At 64.2% G+C, this 17,501-nt stretch carries 12 protein-coding genes and 1 pseudogene; 7 read left to right on the top strand and 6 right to left on the bottom strand.

Annotated features, from left to right (window positions below; genetic code table 11):
• Nucleotides 1–47: 47 nt before the first annotated feature.
• The 4 genes from rpoC (at nt 48) to HUI96_RS24770 (ending at nt 9,142) form a co-directional block, all read left to right on the top strand.
• Entirely contained in the window at nt 48–4,244 is a 4,197-nt protein-coding gene (gene rpoC, locus HUI96_RS24785; protein WP_188257383.1) for a DNA-directed RNA polymerase subunit beta', read from the top strand.
• A 286-nt stretch (nt 4,245–4,530) separates the two neighbouring features.
• Entirely contained in the window at nt 4,531–7,377 is a 2,847-nt protein-coding gene (locus HUI96_RS24780; RefSeq protein WP_188257382.1) for a molybdopterin oxidoreductase family protein, read from the top strand.
• The gene (locus HUI96_RS24775; protein WP_188257381.1) at nt 7,374–8,141 is read left to right on the top strand and encodes a 4Fe-4S dicluster domain-containing protein; all 768 of its coding nucleotides are present in this window, start codon (nt 7,374–7,376) and stop codon (nt 8,139–8,141) included. The genes HUI96_RS24780 and HUI96_RS24775 overlap by 4 nt, the downstream gene beginning before the upstream one ends.
• Nucleotides 8,142–8,221: 80 nt before the next feature.
• Nucleotides 8,222–9,142 (top strand): dimethyl sulfoxide reductase anchor subunit family protein, encoded by a 921-nt coding sequence (locus HUI96_RS24770; protein ID WP_188257380.1) that lies wholly within the window; start codon nt 8,222–8,224, stop codon nt 9,140–9,142.
• Nucleotides 9,143–9,231: 89 nt separating this feature from the next.
• On the opposite strand, the gene HUI96_RS24765 is transcribed toward HUI96_RS24770, so the two are convergent.
• The 5 genes from HUI96_RS24765 to HUI96_RS24745 form a co-directional block, all read right to left on the bottom strand.
• Nucleotides 9,232–10,203, bottom strand: a complete 972-nt coding sequence (locus HUI96_RS24765; protein WP_188257379.1) for a lipid A biosynthesis lauroyl acyltransferase — start codon at nt 10,201–10,203, stop codon at nt 9,232–9,234.
• Entirely contained in the window at nt 10,200–11,228 is a 1,029-nt protein-coding gene (locus HUI96_RS24760) for a zinc-binding dehydrogenase (RefSeq protein ID WP_188257378.1), read from the bottom strand. The genes HUI96_RS24765 and HUI96_RS24760 overlap by 4 nt, the downstream gene beginning before the upstream one ends.
• Nucleotides 11,229–11,485: 257 nt before the next feature.
• Entirely contained in the window at nt 11,486–12,754 is a 1,269-nt protein-coding gene (locus tag HUI96_RS24755; RefSeq protein WP_188257377.1) for a beta-ketoacyl-ACP synthase, read from the bottom strand.
• A 13-nt stretch (nt 12,755–12,767) separates the two neighbouring features.
• On the bottom strand, nt 12,768–13,943 hold the full coding sequence (locus HUI96_RS24750; protein ID WP_188257376.1) for a beta-ketoacyl-ACP synthase: 1,176 nt from the start codon (nt 13,941–13,943) through the stop codon (nt 12,768–12,770).
• A 27-nt stretch (nt 13,944–13,970) separates the two neighbouring features.
• Nucleotides 13,971–14,255, bottom strand: a complete 285-nt coding sequence (locus HUI96_RS24745) for an acyl carrier protein (protein ID WP_188257375.1) — start codon at nt 14,253–14,255, stop codon at nt 13,971–13,973.
• A gap of 284 nt (nt 14,256–14,539) precedes the next feature.
• On the opposite strand from HUI96_RS24745, the gene HUI96_RS24740 reads away from it, so the two are divergent.
• From HUI96_RS24740 to HUI96_RS24730, 3 genes and pseudogenes are all read left to right on the top strand, one after another.
• Entirely contained in the window at nt 14,540–15,490 is a 951-nt protein-coding gene (locus tag HUI96_RS24740; RefSeq protein ID WP_188257374.1) for an AEC family transporter, read from the top strand.
• A gap of 84 nt (nt 15,491–15,574) precedes the next feature.
• Nucleotides 15,575–15,919, top strand: a complete 345-nt coding sequence (locus tag HUI96_RS24735; protein WP_188257373.1) for a cupin domain-containing protein — start codon at nt 15,575–15,577, stop codon at nt 15,917–15,919.
• Between the two features lie 8 nt (nt 15,920–15,927).
• Nucleotides 15,928–16,155 (top strand): annotated as a pseudogene (locus HUI96_RS24730) (DUF2442 domain-containing protein).
• A gap of 22 nt (nt 16,156–16,177) precedes the next feature.
• Here HUI96_RS24730 and HUI96_RS24725 read toward each other — a convergent pair.
• Entirely contained in the window at nt 16,178–17,425 is a 1,248-nt protein-coding gene (locus HUI96_RS24725) for a cytochrome P450 (RefSeq protein ID WP_188257410.1), read from the bottom strand.
• Nucleotides 17,426–17,501 lie beyond the last annotated feature (76 nt).

The following is a 17,501-nucleotide window of genomic DNA, read 5'->3' as shown; positions in this document are numbered from 1 at the left end:
CGCTTTGAATTCAAACGGGATTTCAGAATCCCGACAAGGAGAACGGCATGAACCAAGAGGTCATGAATCTCTTCAACACCAACACCCCGGCCCAGGTGTTCGATTCCATCCGGATTTCGCTCGCCAGCCCGGAAAAGATCCTGTCCTGGTCGTTCGGCGAGATCAAGAAGCCGGAAACGATCAACTACCGCACGTTCAAGCCTGAGCGTGACGGCCTGTTCTGCGCGCGCATCTTCGGCCCGATCAAGGACTATGAGTGCCTGTGCGGCAAGTACAAGCGCATGAAGTACAAGGGCGTCATCTGCGAGAAGTGCGGCGTCGAGGTCACGCTGTCGCGGGTTCGGCGCGAGCGCATGGGCCACATCGAACTGGCCGCCCCGGTCGCTCACATCTGGTTCCTGAAGTCGCTGCCGAGTCGTATCGGCACGCTGCTCGACATGACGCTGAAGGACATCGAGCGCGTCCTCTACTTCGAGAACTACATCGTCACCGAGCCCGGCCTGACCGACCTGAAGCTGCATCAACTGCTCTCGGAAGAAGAGTACATGCTGGCGCAGGACAACTACGGCGAGGACTCCTTTACAGCCATGATCGGCGCCGAGGCCATCCACGCCCTGCTCGCCGAGATGAAGCTCGATACGATCGCGGCCGAACTCAGGACCGAACTCGCCTCGACCACCTCCGAGCTCAAGCAGAAGAAGTTCTTGAAGCGCCTGAAGGTCGTCGAGAACTTCATCGAATCCGGCAACCGCCCGGAATGGATGATCATGAAGGTCATTCCGGTCATCCCGCCGGACCTGCGTCCGCTGGTGCCGCTCGATGGCGGCCGCTTTGCGACGTCGGACCTCAATGACCTCTATCGCCGCGTCATCAACCGTAATAACCGCCTGAAGCGGCTGATCGAACTGCGCGCGCCCGGCATCATCGTGCGCAACGAGAAGCGCATGCTGCAGGAGGCCGTCGACGCGCTGTTCGACAATGGCCGCCGCGGCCGCGTCATCACCGGCGCCAACAAGCGTCCACTGAAGTCGCTGTCCGACATGCTCAAGGGCAAGCAGGGCCGGTTCCGCCAAAACCTGCTCGGTAAGCGCGTCGACTATTCCGGCCGCTCGGTCATCGTGACCGGTCCGGAGCTGAAGCTGCATCAGTGCGGCCTGCCGAAGAAGATGGCGCTCGAGCTGTTCAAGCCGTTCATCTACGCGCGGCTGGACGCAAAGGGCTATTCGTCCACGGTGAAGCAGGCGAAGAAGCTGGTCGAGAAGGAGAAGCCGGAGGTCTGGGATATCCTCGACGAGGTCATCCGCGAGCATCCGGTGCTGCTCAACCGCGCCCCGACGCTGCACCGTCTTGGCATCCAGGCGTTCGAGCCGACCCTGATCGAGGGCAAGGCGATCCAACTGCATCCGCTCGTCTGCACGGCCTTCAACGCCGACTTCGACGGTGACCAGATGGCCGTCCACGTGCCGCTGTCGCTGGAAGCGCAGTTGGAAGCCCGCGTGCTGATGATGTCGACCAACAACATCCTCCACCCGGCCTCCGGCGCTCCGATCATTGTGCCTTCGCAGGACATGGTTCTCGGCCTCTACTATCTCTCGATCGTGAATGAGAATGAGCCGGGGCAGGGGATGGTGTTCGCCGACATGGGCGAGCTCCAGCATGCGCTGGAGACCAAGGCCGTGACGCTGCATGCCAAGATCAAGGGCCGCTTCAGAACCGTAGACGCGGAGGGCAACACCGTGTCGAAGATCTACGACACGACCCCTGGTCGCATGATCATTGGTGAGTTGCTGCCGAAGAACCACAACGTGCCGTTCGAGGTCGCCAACCAGGAGATGACCAAGAAGAACATCTCCAAGATGATCGACACCGTCTACCGCCACTGCGGCCAGAAGGAGACCGTGATCTTCTGCGACCGCATCATGCAACTCGGCTTCAGCCACGCCTGCAAGGCCGGCATCTCGTTCGGCAAGGACGACATGCTGATCCCGGACGACAAGGCGGAACTGATCGCTCAGACCGACGCGCTCGCGAAGGAATATGAGCAGCAGTACAATGACGGCCTGATCACCCAGGGCGAGAAGTACAACAAGGTGGTCGACGCCTGGGCGAAGTGCTCGGAGAAGGTCGCCGACAAGATGATGGCCCGCATCAAGGCCGTGGAGTTCGACGACAACGGCCGTCAGAAGCCGATGAACTCGATCTACATGATGAGCCATTCGGGTGCGCGTGGTTCGCCCACCCAGATGCGCCAACTCGCCGGCATGCGCGGCCTGATGGCCAAGCCGTCGGGCGAGATCATCGAGACGCCGATCATCTCGAACTTCAAGGAAGGCCTCACCGTGCTCGAGTACTTCAACTCGACCCACGGCGCCCGTAAGGGTCTGGCCGACACCGCACTGAAGACGGCGAACTCGGGCTATCTCACCCGCCGCCTTGTCGACGTGGCGCAGGACTGCATCGTCAACGCGGTCGATTGCGGCACGGAGAAGGGTCTCACCATGCAGCCGATCGTCGACGCCGGTCAGGTCGTCGCGACGCTCGGCCAGCGCGTGCTGGGCCGCACCGCGCTCGACGACGTCAATCACCCGCTGACTGGCGATCTCATCGTCAAGGCAGGGACGCTGATGGACGAACGCGACGTTGAGGCGATCGAGAAGGCGGGAATCCAGTCGTTGCGCATCCGCTCGGCGCTCACCTGCGAGGTAAGGGTGGGTGTCTGCTCGGTCTGCTACGGCCGCGATCTGGCGCGTGGTACTCCGGTCAACCAGGGCGAAGCCGTTGGCGTCATCGCCGCGCAGTCGATCGGCGAGCCGGGCACGCAGCTCACCATGCGTACCTTCCACATGGGCGGTACCGCCCAGGTGGTGGACTCCTCCTTCATCGAGGCGTCCTATGAAGGCACGGTGGCGATCCGCAACCGCAACGTGGTTCGCAACTCCGACGGCCAACTGATGGCGATGGGCCGCAACATGGCGGTGCTGATCCTCGACGAGGCCGGCAAGGAGCGCGCGACGCACCGTATCACCTACGGTTCGCGCCTGTTCGTCGACGAAGGCGACAAGGTGAAGCGCGGCCAGCGCGTCGCCGAGTGGGACCCCTACACCCGTCCGATCCTCACCGAGATCGAGGGCCGGGTGGAGTTCGAGGACGTGGTCGACGGTCTCTCCGTGCAGGAGACGGCCGACGAATCCACCGGCATCACCAAGCGCGAGGTCATCGACTGGCGGTCGACGCCGCGCGGCTCCGACCTCAAGCCGGCGATCGTCGTCCAGGACGCCCGGGGCAAGGTCGGCAAGCTGTCGAAGGGCGGCGATGCCCGCTTCCTGCTCTCGGTCGGCGCGATCCTCTCGGTCGAGCCGGGGGCGATGGTCCGGCCCGGCGACGTGCTGGCGCGTATCCCGATGGAGAGCGCCAAGACCAAGGACATCACCGGCGGTCTGCCGCGGGTGGCGGAACTGTTCGAGGCACGCCGTCCGAAGGACCACGCCATCATCGCCGAGATCGACGGCACGATCAGGTTCGGTCGCGACTACAAGAACAAGCGCCGGATCATCATCGAGCCGCACGATTCGACGCTGGAGCCGGTCGAGTACCTGATCCCGAAGGGCAAGCCGTTCCATCTCCAGGACGGCGACGTCATCGAGAAGGGCGACTACGTGATGGACGGCAACCCCGCTCCGCACGATATCCTGGCGATCAAGGGCGTCGAGGCGCTGGCAAGCTACCTCGTCAACGAGATCCAGGAGGTCTACCGGCTGCAGGGCGTGTCGATCAACGACAAGCACATCGAGGTGATCGTTCGCCAGATGCTGCAGAAGGTCGAGATCACCGCGCAGGGCGACTCGGTCTACATCCCGGGCGACCATGTCGACGTGATCGAATTCGACGAGATCAACGATCGGCTGATCGAGGAAGGCAAGAAGCCTGCGGAAGGCCAGCCGGTGCTGCTCGGCATCACCAAGGCCTCGCTGCAGACGCCGTCCTTCATCTCTGCGGCGTCGTTCCAGGAGACCACGCGCGTGCTGACCGAGGCGGCAGTTGCCGGCAAGATCGACACGCTGCAGGGTCTCAAGGAGAACGTCATCGTCGGCCGCCTGATCCCGGCCGGTACCGGCGGCACGATGAGCCAGATTCGCCGCATCGCCACGTCGCGCGACGAACTGATCCTCGACGAGCGGCGCAAATCGACGGGCGCCGAGACGGCTACGCCGATGCTGACCGAGATGGTCAACGCCGCGCAGTAGGCGCTAGCGACTACACGAGAATAAGGCCGCCGGGTTCTCCCCCGGCGGCCTTATTGTTTTGGGCGCCGATTGCGGTCGCTCTGCACCGTTCGTGAGATCGTCGCATGTAGAAAGGGGTTGCCGTTGCCGACCTCGTGATCTCCATTCCAGCCGTCGGCCGCCGCACGCATTCCGTGTTCCAATATCGCATCACGATCCTGCGACAACTTTGCTCTGAATAGCCGCCTCTGAGCATTTCCTTCCACTTGGCCCAGGGCTAAAACGTGCCCGGGAAGGCGGTGGAGAAATGTGTAGCCAGAGTGTGGCGCTGTCGGCGCCGGTATCGGACGAGGTGCGCAAGACCACTTGCTACATGTGCGCGTGCCGCTGCGGCATCGACGTGCACCTGAAAGACGGCAAGATCCGCTATATCGAGGGCAACCGCGACCATCCGGTCAATCGTGGCGTGCTGTGCGCCAAGGGTTCGGCCGGGATCATGCAGCACTACTCGCCGGCGCGGCTGAGTGCCCCGCTGAAGCGCGTCGGCCCGCGCGGCTCTGGCGAATTCGTTGAAATCTCTTGGGATGAGGCGCTCGAGACGGCCGCAAGCTGGCTCGGCGAGGTGCGGGCGAGGGACCCAAAAAAGCTCGCCTTCTTCACCGGACGCGACCAGTCGCAGTCATTGACGGGCTACTGGGCGCAGCAGTTCGGCACGCCGAACTATGCCGCGCATGGCGGCTTCTGCTCGGTCAACATGGCGGCCGCCGGCATCATGACCATTGGCGGGTCGTTCTGGGAGTTCGGCGCGCCCGACTGGGAGCGCACGAAACTCTTCATCCTGTTCGGCGTGGCTGAGGATCACGATTCCAATCCGCTCAAGATGGGCATCTCGAAGCTGAAGCAGCGGGGGGCCCGGTTCGTCTCGGTCAATCCGGTGCGGACCGGCTACTCGGCGGTGGCGGACAACTGGATCGGGATCAGGCCGGGAAGCGACGGCCTGCTGATCCTGTCGCTGGTCCACGAGTTGCTCAAGGCGCGTAAGATCGACGTCGACTATATCGTCCGCTACACCAACGCGACCTGGTTGGTTATCGACGCGCCCGGGACTGCCAATCATGGTCTGTTCGCGCGCGATGCCGACGGCAAGCCACTGGTGTTCGAAAGCGTCACCGAGCGGCCGGTGCCGTTCGGCTCGCCGGGGGCGCGTGCTGCACTGTCCGGAAGGGTGCAACTGGACGACGGTCGCTTTGCCGCGCCTGCCTTCCAGTTGCTGGCGGAGCGCTATCTCGATCCGAAATACGCACCGGAAGCCGTTGCGGAGGAAACCGGCATCTCGGCCTCGGTGATACGCGGCCTCGCGTCTGAGATTGCGCGCGTCGCCTTCGACGAGGCGATCTTCGTGGATCAGCACTGGGTCGACATGACCGGCCAACGCCATGAGGGGTTCGTCGGGCGGCCGGTGTCCTTCCATGCCATGCGGGGCATCTCCGCGCATTCAAACGGTTATCAAACCGCCCGCGCACTGCATCTTTTGCAACTCCTCATCGGCGCGGTCGACTGCCCCGGCGGCTTCCGCTTCGAGCCACCCTATCCGAAGCCCATGGAGGCGCACCCGACCCCGCACGGCAAGGCCGAGCATTTCGGCTCGAACAAGCCGTTGTCCGGCCCGCATCTCGGTTTTCCGCGCGGCCCGGAAGATCTTCTCATCGACAGCGAGGGGAGGCCGACCCGGATCGACAAGGCCTTTTCCTGGGATGCGCCCTTAGCCGCGCACGGCCTGATGCACATGGTGATCGCCAACGCGCATGCCGGCGATCCCTATCCCGTCGACGTGCTGTTCCTCTACATGGCCAACATGGCCTGGAATTCGTCGATGAACACTGCCGGCGTGATCCGGATGCTGGAGGACCGCGACGAGGCGACCGGTGAATACCGAATCCCTAAGATCATCTATTCCGACGCCTATTCCTCCGAGATGGTCGCGTATGCCGACCTGGTGCTGCCCGATACCACTTATCTCGAGCGTCACGATTGCATCTCGCTGCTCGACCGGCCGATCTCCGAGCCGGACGCCGTGCAGGACGCGATCCGCTGGCCGGTGATCGAGCCCGACCGTGACGTGCGCCCGTTCCAGACGGTGCTGCTCGATCTCGGCGCGCGGCTGCGTCTGCCCGGCTTCGCCGATAGTCTTGGACGGCCGATCTACAAGGATTACGCCGACTATATCGTCCGCCACGAACGCCGGCCGGGCATCGGCCCGCTCGCAGGTTTCCGCGGCCGCGAGGCCGACCGGGTGGGGCGAGGGGCGAGCAACCCGGACCAACTCAAGCGCTACATCGAGAACGGTTCGTTCTTCTCGGCGCACATCCCGCTCGAGGCGCAGTTCTTCAAGCACGCCAACAGGGCGTATCAGGATTTCGCCGTCCGCGTGGGTTTTTTCGACGAGCCCAAGCCCGTAACGTTCCAGCTCTATCAGGAAGCGCTGCAAAAATTCCGGCTCTCGGCCGAGGGGGTGCGGGAGCCGGTCGCGCCCGAGACGCACCGCGCCCGGATACTCGAATCCTTCGATCCGCTGCCGATCTGGTATCCGCCCTTCGAAGAAGCCGCCATCGATGGCGAGACTTTCCCCTATCACGCGATCACCCAGCGGCCGGCGGCGATGTACCACTCCTGGGGCTCGATGAACGCCTGGCTCAGGCAGATCCACACCCGCAATGCGCTCTACGTACCGGGCACGATCTGCGACGAGCACGGCCTGCGCGATGGAGACTGGATCTGGCTGATCTCCCGCCACGGTCGCATCAAGGTGGAGGTCGCGCGCATGGAGGCGGTGAATGGGCAGACCGTCTGGACCTGGAACGCGATCGGCAAGCGTCGCGGCGCTTGGGCGCTCGATCCATCCTCGCCGGAGGCGACCAAAGGTTTTCTCATGAATCACCTGATCAGCGAACTGCTGCCGCCCAAAGGCGACGGCATGCGCTGGTCGAACTCCGATCCAGTCACCGGCCAGGCGGCCTGGTACGACCTCAGGGTGCGCATCGAGAAGGCGGAGCCGCCGGCCATCAGCGAACCGCAGTTTCCGGCCTTGCGCGCGCTGCGTCGATCCGCGGTGGATGAACTGCGCTACGGCGAGGAGTGGAGCCGGCAGACATGACCTCCCTCCCATCCATCCCGACCCCCAAAAGGCTCGGTCTCGTCATCGACCTCGACGTCTGCGTCGGCTGCCATGCCTGCGTCATCTCCTGCAAGGAGTGGAACACGGGCGGATACGGAGCGGCGCTGTCGGACCAGAATCCTTATGGGCTAGATGTTTCCGGCACCTTCCTCAACCGGATTCACAGCTTCGAGGTGATTCCCGAGGGTGGCGAGGTGATCGGTGAGGCGGGTGAGGCGAGGATTGTCCACTTTCCAAAATCCTGCCTGCATTGCGACGACGCCCCCTGCGTGACGGTCTGCCCGACCGGAGCGTCCTACAAGCGAGGCGAGGACGGCATCGTCCTGGTCGAAGAGGACAAATGCATCGGCTGCGGGCTGTGCGCCTGGGCCTGCCCCTACGGCGCGCGCGAGATGGACCTTGCCGCCGGCGTGATGAAGAAATGCACGCTCTGCATCGACCGTATCTACAACGAGACGCTTCAAGAGGTGGATCGGGTGCCGTCCTGCGTGCGCACCTGTCCGGCCAACGCCCGGCACTTCGGCGACCTGGGCGATCCAACTTCGGACGTGTCGATCATGGTCGCGGAGCGTGGAGGCATGGATCTGATGCCGGAGCAGGGGACCCGGCCGGTCAACAAATACCTGCCGCCGCGGCCGCGGACGCCCTTGGCGGCAAACGCCGATGGATTGGGATCGGTCGAGGAAACATCAGGCGCCACCGGCTTCTTTGGGTGGCTAGACAATATGCTCGATAGGATTTGATGGTGTATCGCCCGCCCGCCGCTTGGCATCAGTCGGCGCTCATGCGGGCGCCCCTCCTGCCCTCAGCGAGGGCCTGACAGATGCACCCTGCACTTTCCATCATCGCATTCACCACGCTTTCGGGCTTCGGCTACGGGCTCGCGGCGGTATTGGGGCTCGGCCTCCTCGATGCCTCCGCGATGTCCACGAAGGCAGCCCACATCCTCGCGCTGGGCCTGATCGCTGTCGGCCTGATGTCATCCACGTTGCACCTGCGCAATCCGCAACGCGCGTGGCGGGCCATTTCGCAGTGGCGGTCGAGTTGGCTGTCGCGGGAGGGACTGCTGGCGGTGCTGACCTTCATTCCGCTCATCTGGTCCGCATGGGGCGCGATCATCGAGTCCCGATACCTCCCGGTGCCCGGTCTCTTCGGCACGGTGGGAGCCATCGCGACCGTCTTCTGCACCGGCATGATCTATGCGTCCCTGCGATCGGTGCAAGCCTGGTATACGCCGCAGACGCCGCTCTGCTTCCTGCTGTTCGCCGGCGCGGGCGGTCTGAACCTCGCAACCCTGGCGGCAATCTTCAATGCTGGCGACGTTTACATTCTCGGGCTGTCGGCAGCGGCAGCGACGGCTTTCGCATGGATCGCCAAGTCGGCGTGGCGGCGGCGCATGTTGACCGCCCCTCCCATATCGACCCCGGAGACGGCTACGGGCCTAGCCGCGATCGGCCGCGTGCGCCTCTGGGAGCGGCCGCATTCGAATGAGAACTATCTCACCCGCGAGATGGGCTACAGGATCGCACGCAAGCATGCCGAGAAGCTTGCCAGGATTTCGTTCACGCTTGGCGGTGCGGCAACGGTCCTGCTGCTTCTCTCGACCGCCCTTTTCTGGGCAACTGCCTCCTCGCTAGCGATCATCGCAGCCGTGGTCGCGGTTCTTTGCCAGACGGTTGGACAGTTCGTGGAGCGCTGGCTGTTCTTCGCCGAGGCGCGGCACGCGGTGATGAACTACTACTGAAGCCGCGGCGCGTACGGGGACGGATAGCCGCTTGCCTGAAGAAGGCCTGACGGCGAGATTCGTAGGGCGAGCAAGCGGCGGCCCCAGCTCTACGCGCCGCCCACCCAAGACTTTCTGGGCTTGTTTCGCCGCCGGTGCCTGATCTCCCAGCGCTTGTGGAACCACATCCACTGGCCGGGATCTTCCCGCACCCAGCGTTCGACCACATCGTTGAGCAACTGTGCGGTCGCCTCGACGTCGATACGGTCTCCTTCGGTGCGCGGCAGGTCCAGCTTGGGTTCGAGGACGAGCCGGAAACGGTTTCCCGGAAGCCTGATGCAGCGGGCCGGGTAGACGTCGCAGTCGTACTGCCGCGCCAGCTTCGGCAACAGCGGGCTCGATTGGCAGCGCCGGTCGAAGAATGTGGTCTCCAGGCCGCCTATGAACTTCTGGTCGACGAGAACGCCGATCGTGCCTTTGTTGTCGAGGATGCGGGCCAACTCGAAAGACACGCCGGCGCGCGAGGCGATCAGGCCACCCATGTTCGAGCGCCGGGTCGAGTTGATGAAATCCGCTATGTAGGGGTTGTTCGGCGGCCGGAACAGTGACGTGACCTTCATGCCGTAGGCGGCGCCCGCGATCGGCAGCAGCTCGAAATTGCCGAGATGGCCCGTGAACAGGATGTGCGGCCGGTCCTCGCCGGCAATGGTGATGAAGTGCGGAATGCCCTCCACCTCGATGCGGCCCGGTTTCTCGGCGTTCACGTCGAAGTCGAAGATCCTGTCGAGGAAGACATATTCGGCGGCCAGCCGCGCCATGTTCCCCCACATGTCGGAGGCGATGGTTTTGATCTCGGCCTCGCTCTTCTCGGGGAAAGCTTTCCGCAGATTGTCGAGCGCGACACGGTGGCGTCCGAATAGCGGCCCGAATCGGCGGGCGAAGCGGTCGGCGAAGTTGATGGCGCCATCGGGGGGTAGCAGCCTCAGAACCCGCATGACCGCGAGCGCCAGCTTGCCGATGGCCCAGTGATTGGCGCGCCTCGCGAGCAGCGTGAGGCGGTAGAGACGTTCCCTCGACCTCATCCGACGCGCAGGATGATCTTGCCAAACACGTCCCGGCCTTCCATCCGCTGGAGGGCGGTGCCTATGGACGCGAAATCGACCTCGGTATCGACCACGGGCTTTACGATGCCGGCGGCCATCTTCAGCATGGCATCGGCCATGTTTTCCATCCGGCAGCCGAAGGAGCCGAACACCTTTATCTGCTGCTGGAAGAGTTGCATCAGGTTCATGGAGGTGGATACGCCGGAGGTCGATCCGCAGGTCACAAGGCGGCCGCCGCGCTTCAGCGAAAGCATGGAGCCGGCCCAGGTATCCGCGCCGACATGCTCGAACACGACGTCGACGCCCTTCTTGGCGGTGAGCTTGCGCACGACGCCCTCGAAGCGGTCTTCTCGGTAGTTGATGACGTGGTCGGCGCCAAGCGCCGCGGCCTTCTCCATCTTGTCGGCCGAGCCGACGGTGGTGATAACGGTGCAGCCCATCCGCTTGGCGAGTTGGATGGCGGCCGAGCCGATGCCGGAGCCGCCGGCATGGACCAGGATGGTCTCGCCGGGCTGCAGTTTTGCATTATCGAACAGCATGTGCTCGACCGTGCCGAAGGTGACCGGTGCTACGGCAGCTCCGACCGCATCTACGCCGGGCGGGGCAGGGACTAGCAGGCGGGCAGGCAGGTTGATCTTCTCCTGCGCGAAGCCGTCGAGGTGGAAGCCATGGACCCCGCCGACATGCTCGCAAAGATTGTCGCGACCCTCGCGGCAGGGCTTGCAGAGCCCGCAGGTGCGTGCGCCATAGATCGAGACCAACTGTCCGGGAACTAGGCCAGCCACGCCAGGGCCGAGGGCCTCAACCTCGCCGGATGCCTCGGCGCCGATCGTCAGCGGCAGTTTGCGCTTGGCAAAAGCCATGCCGCGCCAGCCCCACACGTCGATGTGGTTGAGCGCCACCGCCTTGATCCGCAACGTGACTTCGCCGATGCCGGGCGCCGGGGGCGGGGGGATTTCGACCTGTTCGAGTTGCCGGTCGGCGACCAACTGCAATGCGCGCATGGGGTCCGTTCAAGTTGGTGACGAGTTGACGTTTGCAACTCGGCACGAAGATTGGTGGTACGTCCTTCGAGGCTCCCCTTCGACTGCTCGCCAGCAAGTGGCTCGCGCTCAGGGTCGCGCCTCAGGATGAGGAAGGCGGGCGCCTTGCTGCACACGGCATGGGACTGCAGCCGCAACGGTCCTCATCCTGAGGTGCTCGCGAAGCGAGCCTCGAAGGACGCACCAATAAGCCGGCACACGGCCGGCGAAGCTGCCGATTAGACCGGTTCCCGGGTCATGACAAGGCAGGTGTTCTGCCCACCGAAGCCGAAGGAGTTGGAGAGCACCGCGGAAACCTCCGCCGTTCGGCTCCTGTGCGGCACAACGTCGAGATCGATAGCCGGGTCGGGATGGTCATAGTTGATGGTGGGCGGAATGACGCCTTCCAGCATGGTCATCAGCGAGAACGCAGCCTCGACCGCGCCGGCTGCCGAAAGGGTGTGGCCGATCATCGACTTGTTGGACGAGATTGGGATCGACCTCACGCGCTCGCCGAAAACGGTCGATAGCGACAGATGCTCCATCTTGTCGTTCTCGGGCGTCGACGTGCCGTGAGCATTCACATAATCGATCTGGTCATCGCTGAGCCCGGAATCGGCAAGCGCGGCACGTACTGCCGCGATGGCCGGAGAGCCGTCCGGCTTGGATCGGGTACGATGAAAATCGTCAGCCCGCTCCCCGCAACCGGCCAGAATGCCAAGCACGGTAGCGCCACGGGCACGCGCGCTCTCCAGCGATTCCAGCACCAGCGCCGCGCCGCCTTCGGCCAGGACAAAGCCGTCGCGGTCTTTCGAAAACGGTTTCGACGCCTTCTCCGGCACGTCGTTCTGGGTCGAAAGGGCCGAGAGTAGCGAGAAGCGGATCAGCGCCTCCGAGGTGGCCGAGCCGTCGGCGCCGATCGCCAGCGCCCGGTCGCTCTCCCCGCGGCGGATCGCCTCGACGCCGAGCTGGATGGCAGTTGCGCCGGAAGCGCAAGCGGTCGAAAGCGTGATCGGCAGCCCGACAGCTCCGAAACGGTCGGCGAGCCGGTCGGCTACGGCGCCGAACATGACGGAACTGAACACGTCCGTCCCGTTCTGCTTGTGCGCAACCGCGAGCAGCCTCGCATAGCCTTCGGCCTCATCCGACTGGCCGTACATGGCGAAGCGCGATTGCCAGCTCAGTTCGACGGGCGGCGAGGCAAGGAACAGCGGCCCGCGGAAATCGCCAGAAATGCCCGACTGGCCGATCGCCTCGGCAGCGGCGAGTTCAGCCAGCTCGTAGGTGAGGGCGCTTGCGCCCTGGCTGCTGGAGGAGAGGAAGTCGACCATGCCCGAAATCCGGGTGTTGAGATGGTCGACCGGGAAGCGGGTGATGGGATGAATGCCCGAGCGTCCGGCCGTCAGCGCGCCCCAGTTGTCGCGCTTGTCGACCCCGAGCGAGGTGACCACGCCGATGCCGGTGACGGCGACGATCGGCCGTCCGAGATGATCCGTCAGCTTTGCCATGTCCCCTGCCGCCTCATTCCGCGGCCGCGATATGCGCGACGCCTTCGAAAAAATGATAGCCGATCGCGGTGGCCAACGCGCTTTTGACCGTGCCGTCCGCCTGCTTTTCGGAAGGACCGAGCGGCGGGAACGCCTTGCCTTGCCCGACCGCCAAAGCCGCCAGCGCCACCGCGAACGGGAACTGCGCCTCGCGAATGTGCCCCGTCAGTGTCGAGAAGGCGCGAACCGCGGCGCCATGACGGTCGAGAACCGCTTTCTCTGCCGAGGTCGCGGCATGGGCGCCGGAAGCGCCGGAGATGACGATGTCCGCATCGTCGCCCTGGACTTGCGCGTACATTCCCTCGATCGCGGCTTCCAGATCATCGCGCTTGGCGCGGCCCTGCGCCACCGAGACAAGCCGCCCGTAGGCTCTGCGGCCGCGGGAGGCTGCATGCTCCCGCGATTCCAGGACCAGGAAGGCGGAGCCCGAGCCGCTGACGAGGCCGCCGCCGGCGGAGCCCTTGCGCTTCCATACGGGCGCGTGAGGCCCCCGGTGCAGGTAGCCGCCGACCTCATAGCCGAGCAGCATGTCCGGGTGCTCGGTCTGAAACGCACCGCCGACGAGCATGTGCGTGGCCTGGCCGGAGCGGATGCGGGCCGCGGCGGTGGCGATTGCCGACACGCCCGAGCCTTCCTCGCCCATGAAAGTGCGCGACGAGCCCGTCACCTTGTGGACGATGGAGATATTGCCGGCCAGCAGATTTGCGAGCTGGGCCAGGAAGAGCGTCGGCCGGAGTTCGGTCGTCAGTTTCTCGTTGAGCAGGACCTCGTGGTCACGGCGCGCGCGCGAAGCCGCGAGGATCGAGGCATCGACCGCCTCGTCGCGCTCACCGCCGCCTGCGGCCACCACCATGTCCATCGAGGCGCAGAGCGCATCGTCGTCCTTGATGCCGGCGTCCTCCAGCGCAAGCCCGGCGGTATAGGTGCCGAGCCGCTGCCAGGTTTCCATCTGACGCTGGTCGCCGCGTTTCGGTATCTGCCGGCTCCAGTCGATCTCCGGAAGCGGATGGATGGTGAAGGGCGCGTACCGCTCGCTGTCGATGCGCGGCTCGACCCCGCCGGCCGCCAGCACATTCCAGTGCGTCTCGGCGCCTTCGCCGAGCGACGAGACGATGCCTATGCCGGTGATGAGAACGTCGTGCGCGCTCACTGCGCGATATCCCCCAACAAGAGTCGTTCAGGCGGCGGCTTTCGCCGCGACCAGTCCGTCGATCTTGGCGCAGAGATTCTTCATGACGAAGTATTCGTCAGTCGAAACCTTGCCGTCGTTGACTTCCTGGGTCCACTTCTCCAACGGCACCTTGATCCCGAATTCCTTGTCGACGGCAAAGACTATGTCGAGGAAGTCCAAGCTATCAATACCGAGGTCGTCGATCGTGTGGCTTTCAGGCGTGATCTTTTCGCGGTCGATCTCGCTGGTCTCCGCGATTATGTTCGCGACTTTGTCGAAGGTCGTGGACACGGCAAATCCTTTGATTCGGCGCGGCAAGCGGGCCGCGGCTAGTTTCGGCTCTCCTAGTCGGTTTTTCCGCACAGGAAAAGCCGAAAGTGCCCGCAAAGAGGCGGTGCGTCCGCGCCTTACGCGGTAGAATCGCGCACGATTGCTGTCACTTGAAAACAATGCGTGCAAGCACCTGTAGGCATTCGGATAGGCTTCAGGGTCGAGAATTGGTGGATTTCGACGCAAGCTCCCGGAAAAATTGCAGAATCGTTGCACTGCGCGCGTTGATCGCCCTATAGGGCGGCATGTCTCCGCTCGTGGAAACGGTACTGTTCATCTTCGGACTGGTGGCGCTCGGCTATATCGCCGGCGTCACAGGCTATCTGAAAGTGCATACCGGAGACGCGCTGTCGGAATTCGCCGTGGGGATCGCGCTGCCGCTGCTCTTGTTCCGTACCTTGATCGGCGCCGATTTCCACGGCGCCGCCCCCTGGGCCCTCTGGGGCGTCTATTTCGCCGCCGTGATTGTCGCCTGGACTGCCGGCCACCTCGTCACCACACGCGTGTTCGGGCGCGACAGCAAGGCTGGCGTGGTTGGCGGGGTCTCGTCCGCCTTCTCCAATTTGGTCTTGCTCGGCATTCCCTTCATGCTCGGCGTGCTCGGTCAGCGCGGCTTCGAGCAACTGTCGCTGCTGATCTCGGTCCACCTTCCGACCATGCTGATGGCTTCGATCATCCTGTTCGAATTCTTCAGCCGGCGCCGGGGCGACCCGATCCACCCGACAAGAATCGTGAAGACCTTCCTCAGCAAGGTGTTTTCCAACCCGTTGATAATCGGCATCCTCGCCGGGCTGTTGTGGCGGCTCACCGGTTTGCAACTGCCGTCGCTCGCCATGCGATTCGTAGACGCGCTGGCCGGCATCGCCGCGCCGCTGGCGCTGTTCGCGATGGGACTCGGTCTGAAGAAATTCGGCATCTCCGGCAATCTGCGCCCGGCGTTGGCGCTTTCGATGCTAAAACTCTTCCTCATGCCTGCCGCCGCTCTGGCGCTGGGATGGCTGTTCGGGCTTCCGTCGCTCACGGCCAAGGTGGCGGTCGCTGCCGCCGCGCTGCCATCCGGCGTCAATTCCTATCTGATCGCCACGCAGTTCGGGACCGGCCAGGCGCTGGCCTCCAACCAGATGACGATCGCCACTGCACTTGCCGCGTTCACTACGGCTTTCTGGCTGACCATCGCGGTTTGGGTGTTCGGGTAAGATGCCGTCACCACGGTCCGCCAGTTCCGCGTTGCCGTGCAAAGCTCGCGGATCGATAATCACCTCATCGAAGGGGATATCTCCATGATTTCACGATTCCTGGCCATCGCGCCCTCAGGCACACCCGAGGAGGGAGCGCCCGCGCCGGAGCGCATCATCTCGGGCGAACCAAAATTCCGTACCTGGAACGTCGAGGAGAGGCCGAACGGGCTGTACGCCGGGATCTGGGAGTCCACGCCCGGCAAGTGGCGCATCCAGTACGACGAATGGGAATTCTGCCACATCCTCTCAGGCGTCTCGATCATTACTGAAGACGGCGGCGAGGCGCGTACGGTGAAGGCGGGTGATTCCTTCGTCCTGAAGCCCGGCTTCAAGGGAACCTGGGAAGTCATCGAGACGACGCGGAAGGAATATGTGATCCGGCTGTGAGGGGGGATATGCCAACCAGCCCGATTGCCACTGAAGTACGCTTTGGCGAGCATACGCTGCATGTCCTGCTCGAGGACGGCCGGGAGATATCCGCGCCCTTGGCGTGGTACCCGCGGCTGCGCGACGCCACCCCGCAGGCCAGGGCCAATTGGCGACTGAACGGCCGCGGTTAGGGGATTCACTGGCCGGATGTCGACGAGGACATTTCGGTGCTGAGTCTTTTGTCGGGGCGCTGAGCAGCGCCGCAACCGTACGGAGCTACGAGGCCCTCACCATCAGCCGCTCCAGCCCGTGGAAATGATAGGTGTCGCTGAAGCGCGGCGCTTCTGCGAGCGCCAGGCTAGGAAGGCGATCGAACAGCACCTTCAGCGAAACCTGCAGTTCCAGCCGGGCGAGCGGCGCGCCGATGCAGAAGTGGATGCCGGCGCCGAACGAGACGTTCTTCTGGTCGGTGCGTGCCGGATCGAACCGGTCGGACTCGGCGAAGGCGCGCGGATCGCGATTCGCCATTCCGAGAAGCAGCCCGATCTGCTCGCCCGGCTTCAGCCGGATGCCATTGCCGAGCTCGATCTCCTCATAGGCGTAGCGCGTGAACACGTGGAGTGGCGCCTCGTAACGCAGACACTCCTCCACACCCGCCTGGTTTGCTTCCAGTGTCGTGAAGAAGCGGCGCGGGTCACCCCCCTGGGAGAGAATCGTCATCACCGCGTTGCCGGTCTGGTGCACCGTTGCCTCGTGCCCGGCGTTGAGCAGGAGCACCACCGAAGAGATCAACTCGTCCTCCGTGAGCTTCCGTTCACCATCCTGGGCGGCGATCAGCAAGGAGATGAGATCGTCGCCCGGTCGCTTTCGCCGCTCGGCGACATGGCCGCGCAGGAAACTGGCAAAGTCGCGCGAAGCGTTGTCGGCGGCGATCTGGTCCTCACGGCTGGGATCGAGCACATACATGGTCACCATCCGGTGCGACCATTCGAGCAGCTGCGGTCCCATTTCCACCGGCACGCCGAGCATCTCGGCGATGATCGTGATCGGCAGCGGGCTGGCATAGGCGGTCAGCAGATCGAAGGCGCCCGAGGCCGGGAAGCGGTCGATTAGTTCGTTTGCCAAGGCCTCGATTCGCGGGCGCAGCCGCTCGACCTGCCGGGAGACGAACGCGCGGTTGACCAAAGTCCGCAGCCGCGTGTGCGCGGGTGGCTCCAGTTCCAGCAGCGAATTGGCTTCGAGGCCGTCGAAATTCGACAGGTGGCTGCGCTCGGTCGGATATGGGACCACGTCCGCCGGCCGCTGACGGCCGAGACGACGGTCCCGCAGCAGGCGATTCACCTCGTCGTAGCCGCCGAAGCACCAGAAGCCGTACTGCTCCCAGAAGAAGGCGGGGCTTACCGAGTGCAGCCAGGCATAGGCCTCATAGGGATTTTGCACGAAGGCCGGCTCGTGCGGATCGAGGCTGGCGCGGCGGGAGTCGGGATCGAAGGCGAGGTAGGGTGGTTTCGGCAAGGGGGTCATGATGGACCAATAGACCGGCTTGCCCGCTTCCCGCCAGCCCGTATGGTTGGGGGGAATGACGCAACGCTGAAGCTGC

The sequence above is a fragment of the Pseudaminobacter soli (ex Zhang et al. 2022) genome (genome assembly GCF_014595955.1).
Lineage (GTDB): Bacteria > Pseudomonadota > Alphaproteobacteria > Rhizobiales > Rhizobiaceae > Kumtagia > Kumtagia pseudosoli.
This window is presented reverse-complemented; position numbering and strand designations above follow the sequence as displayed.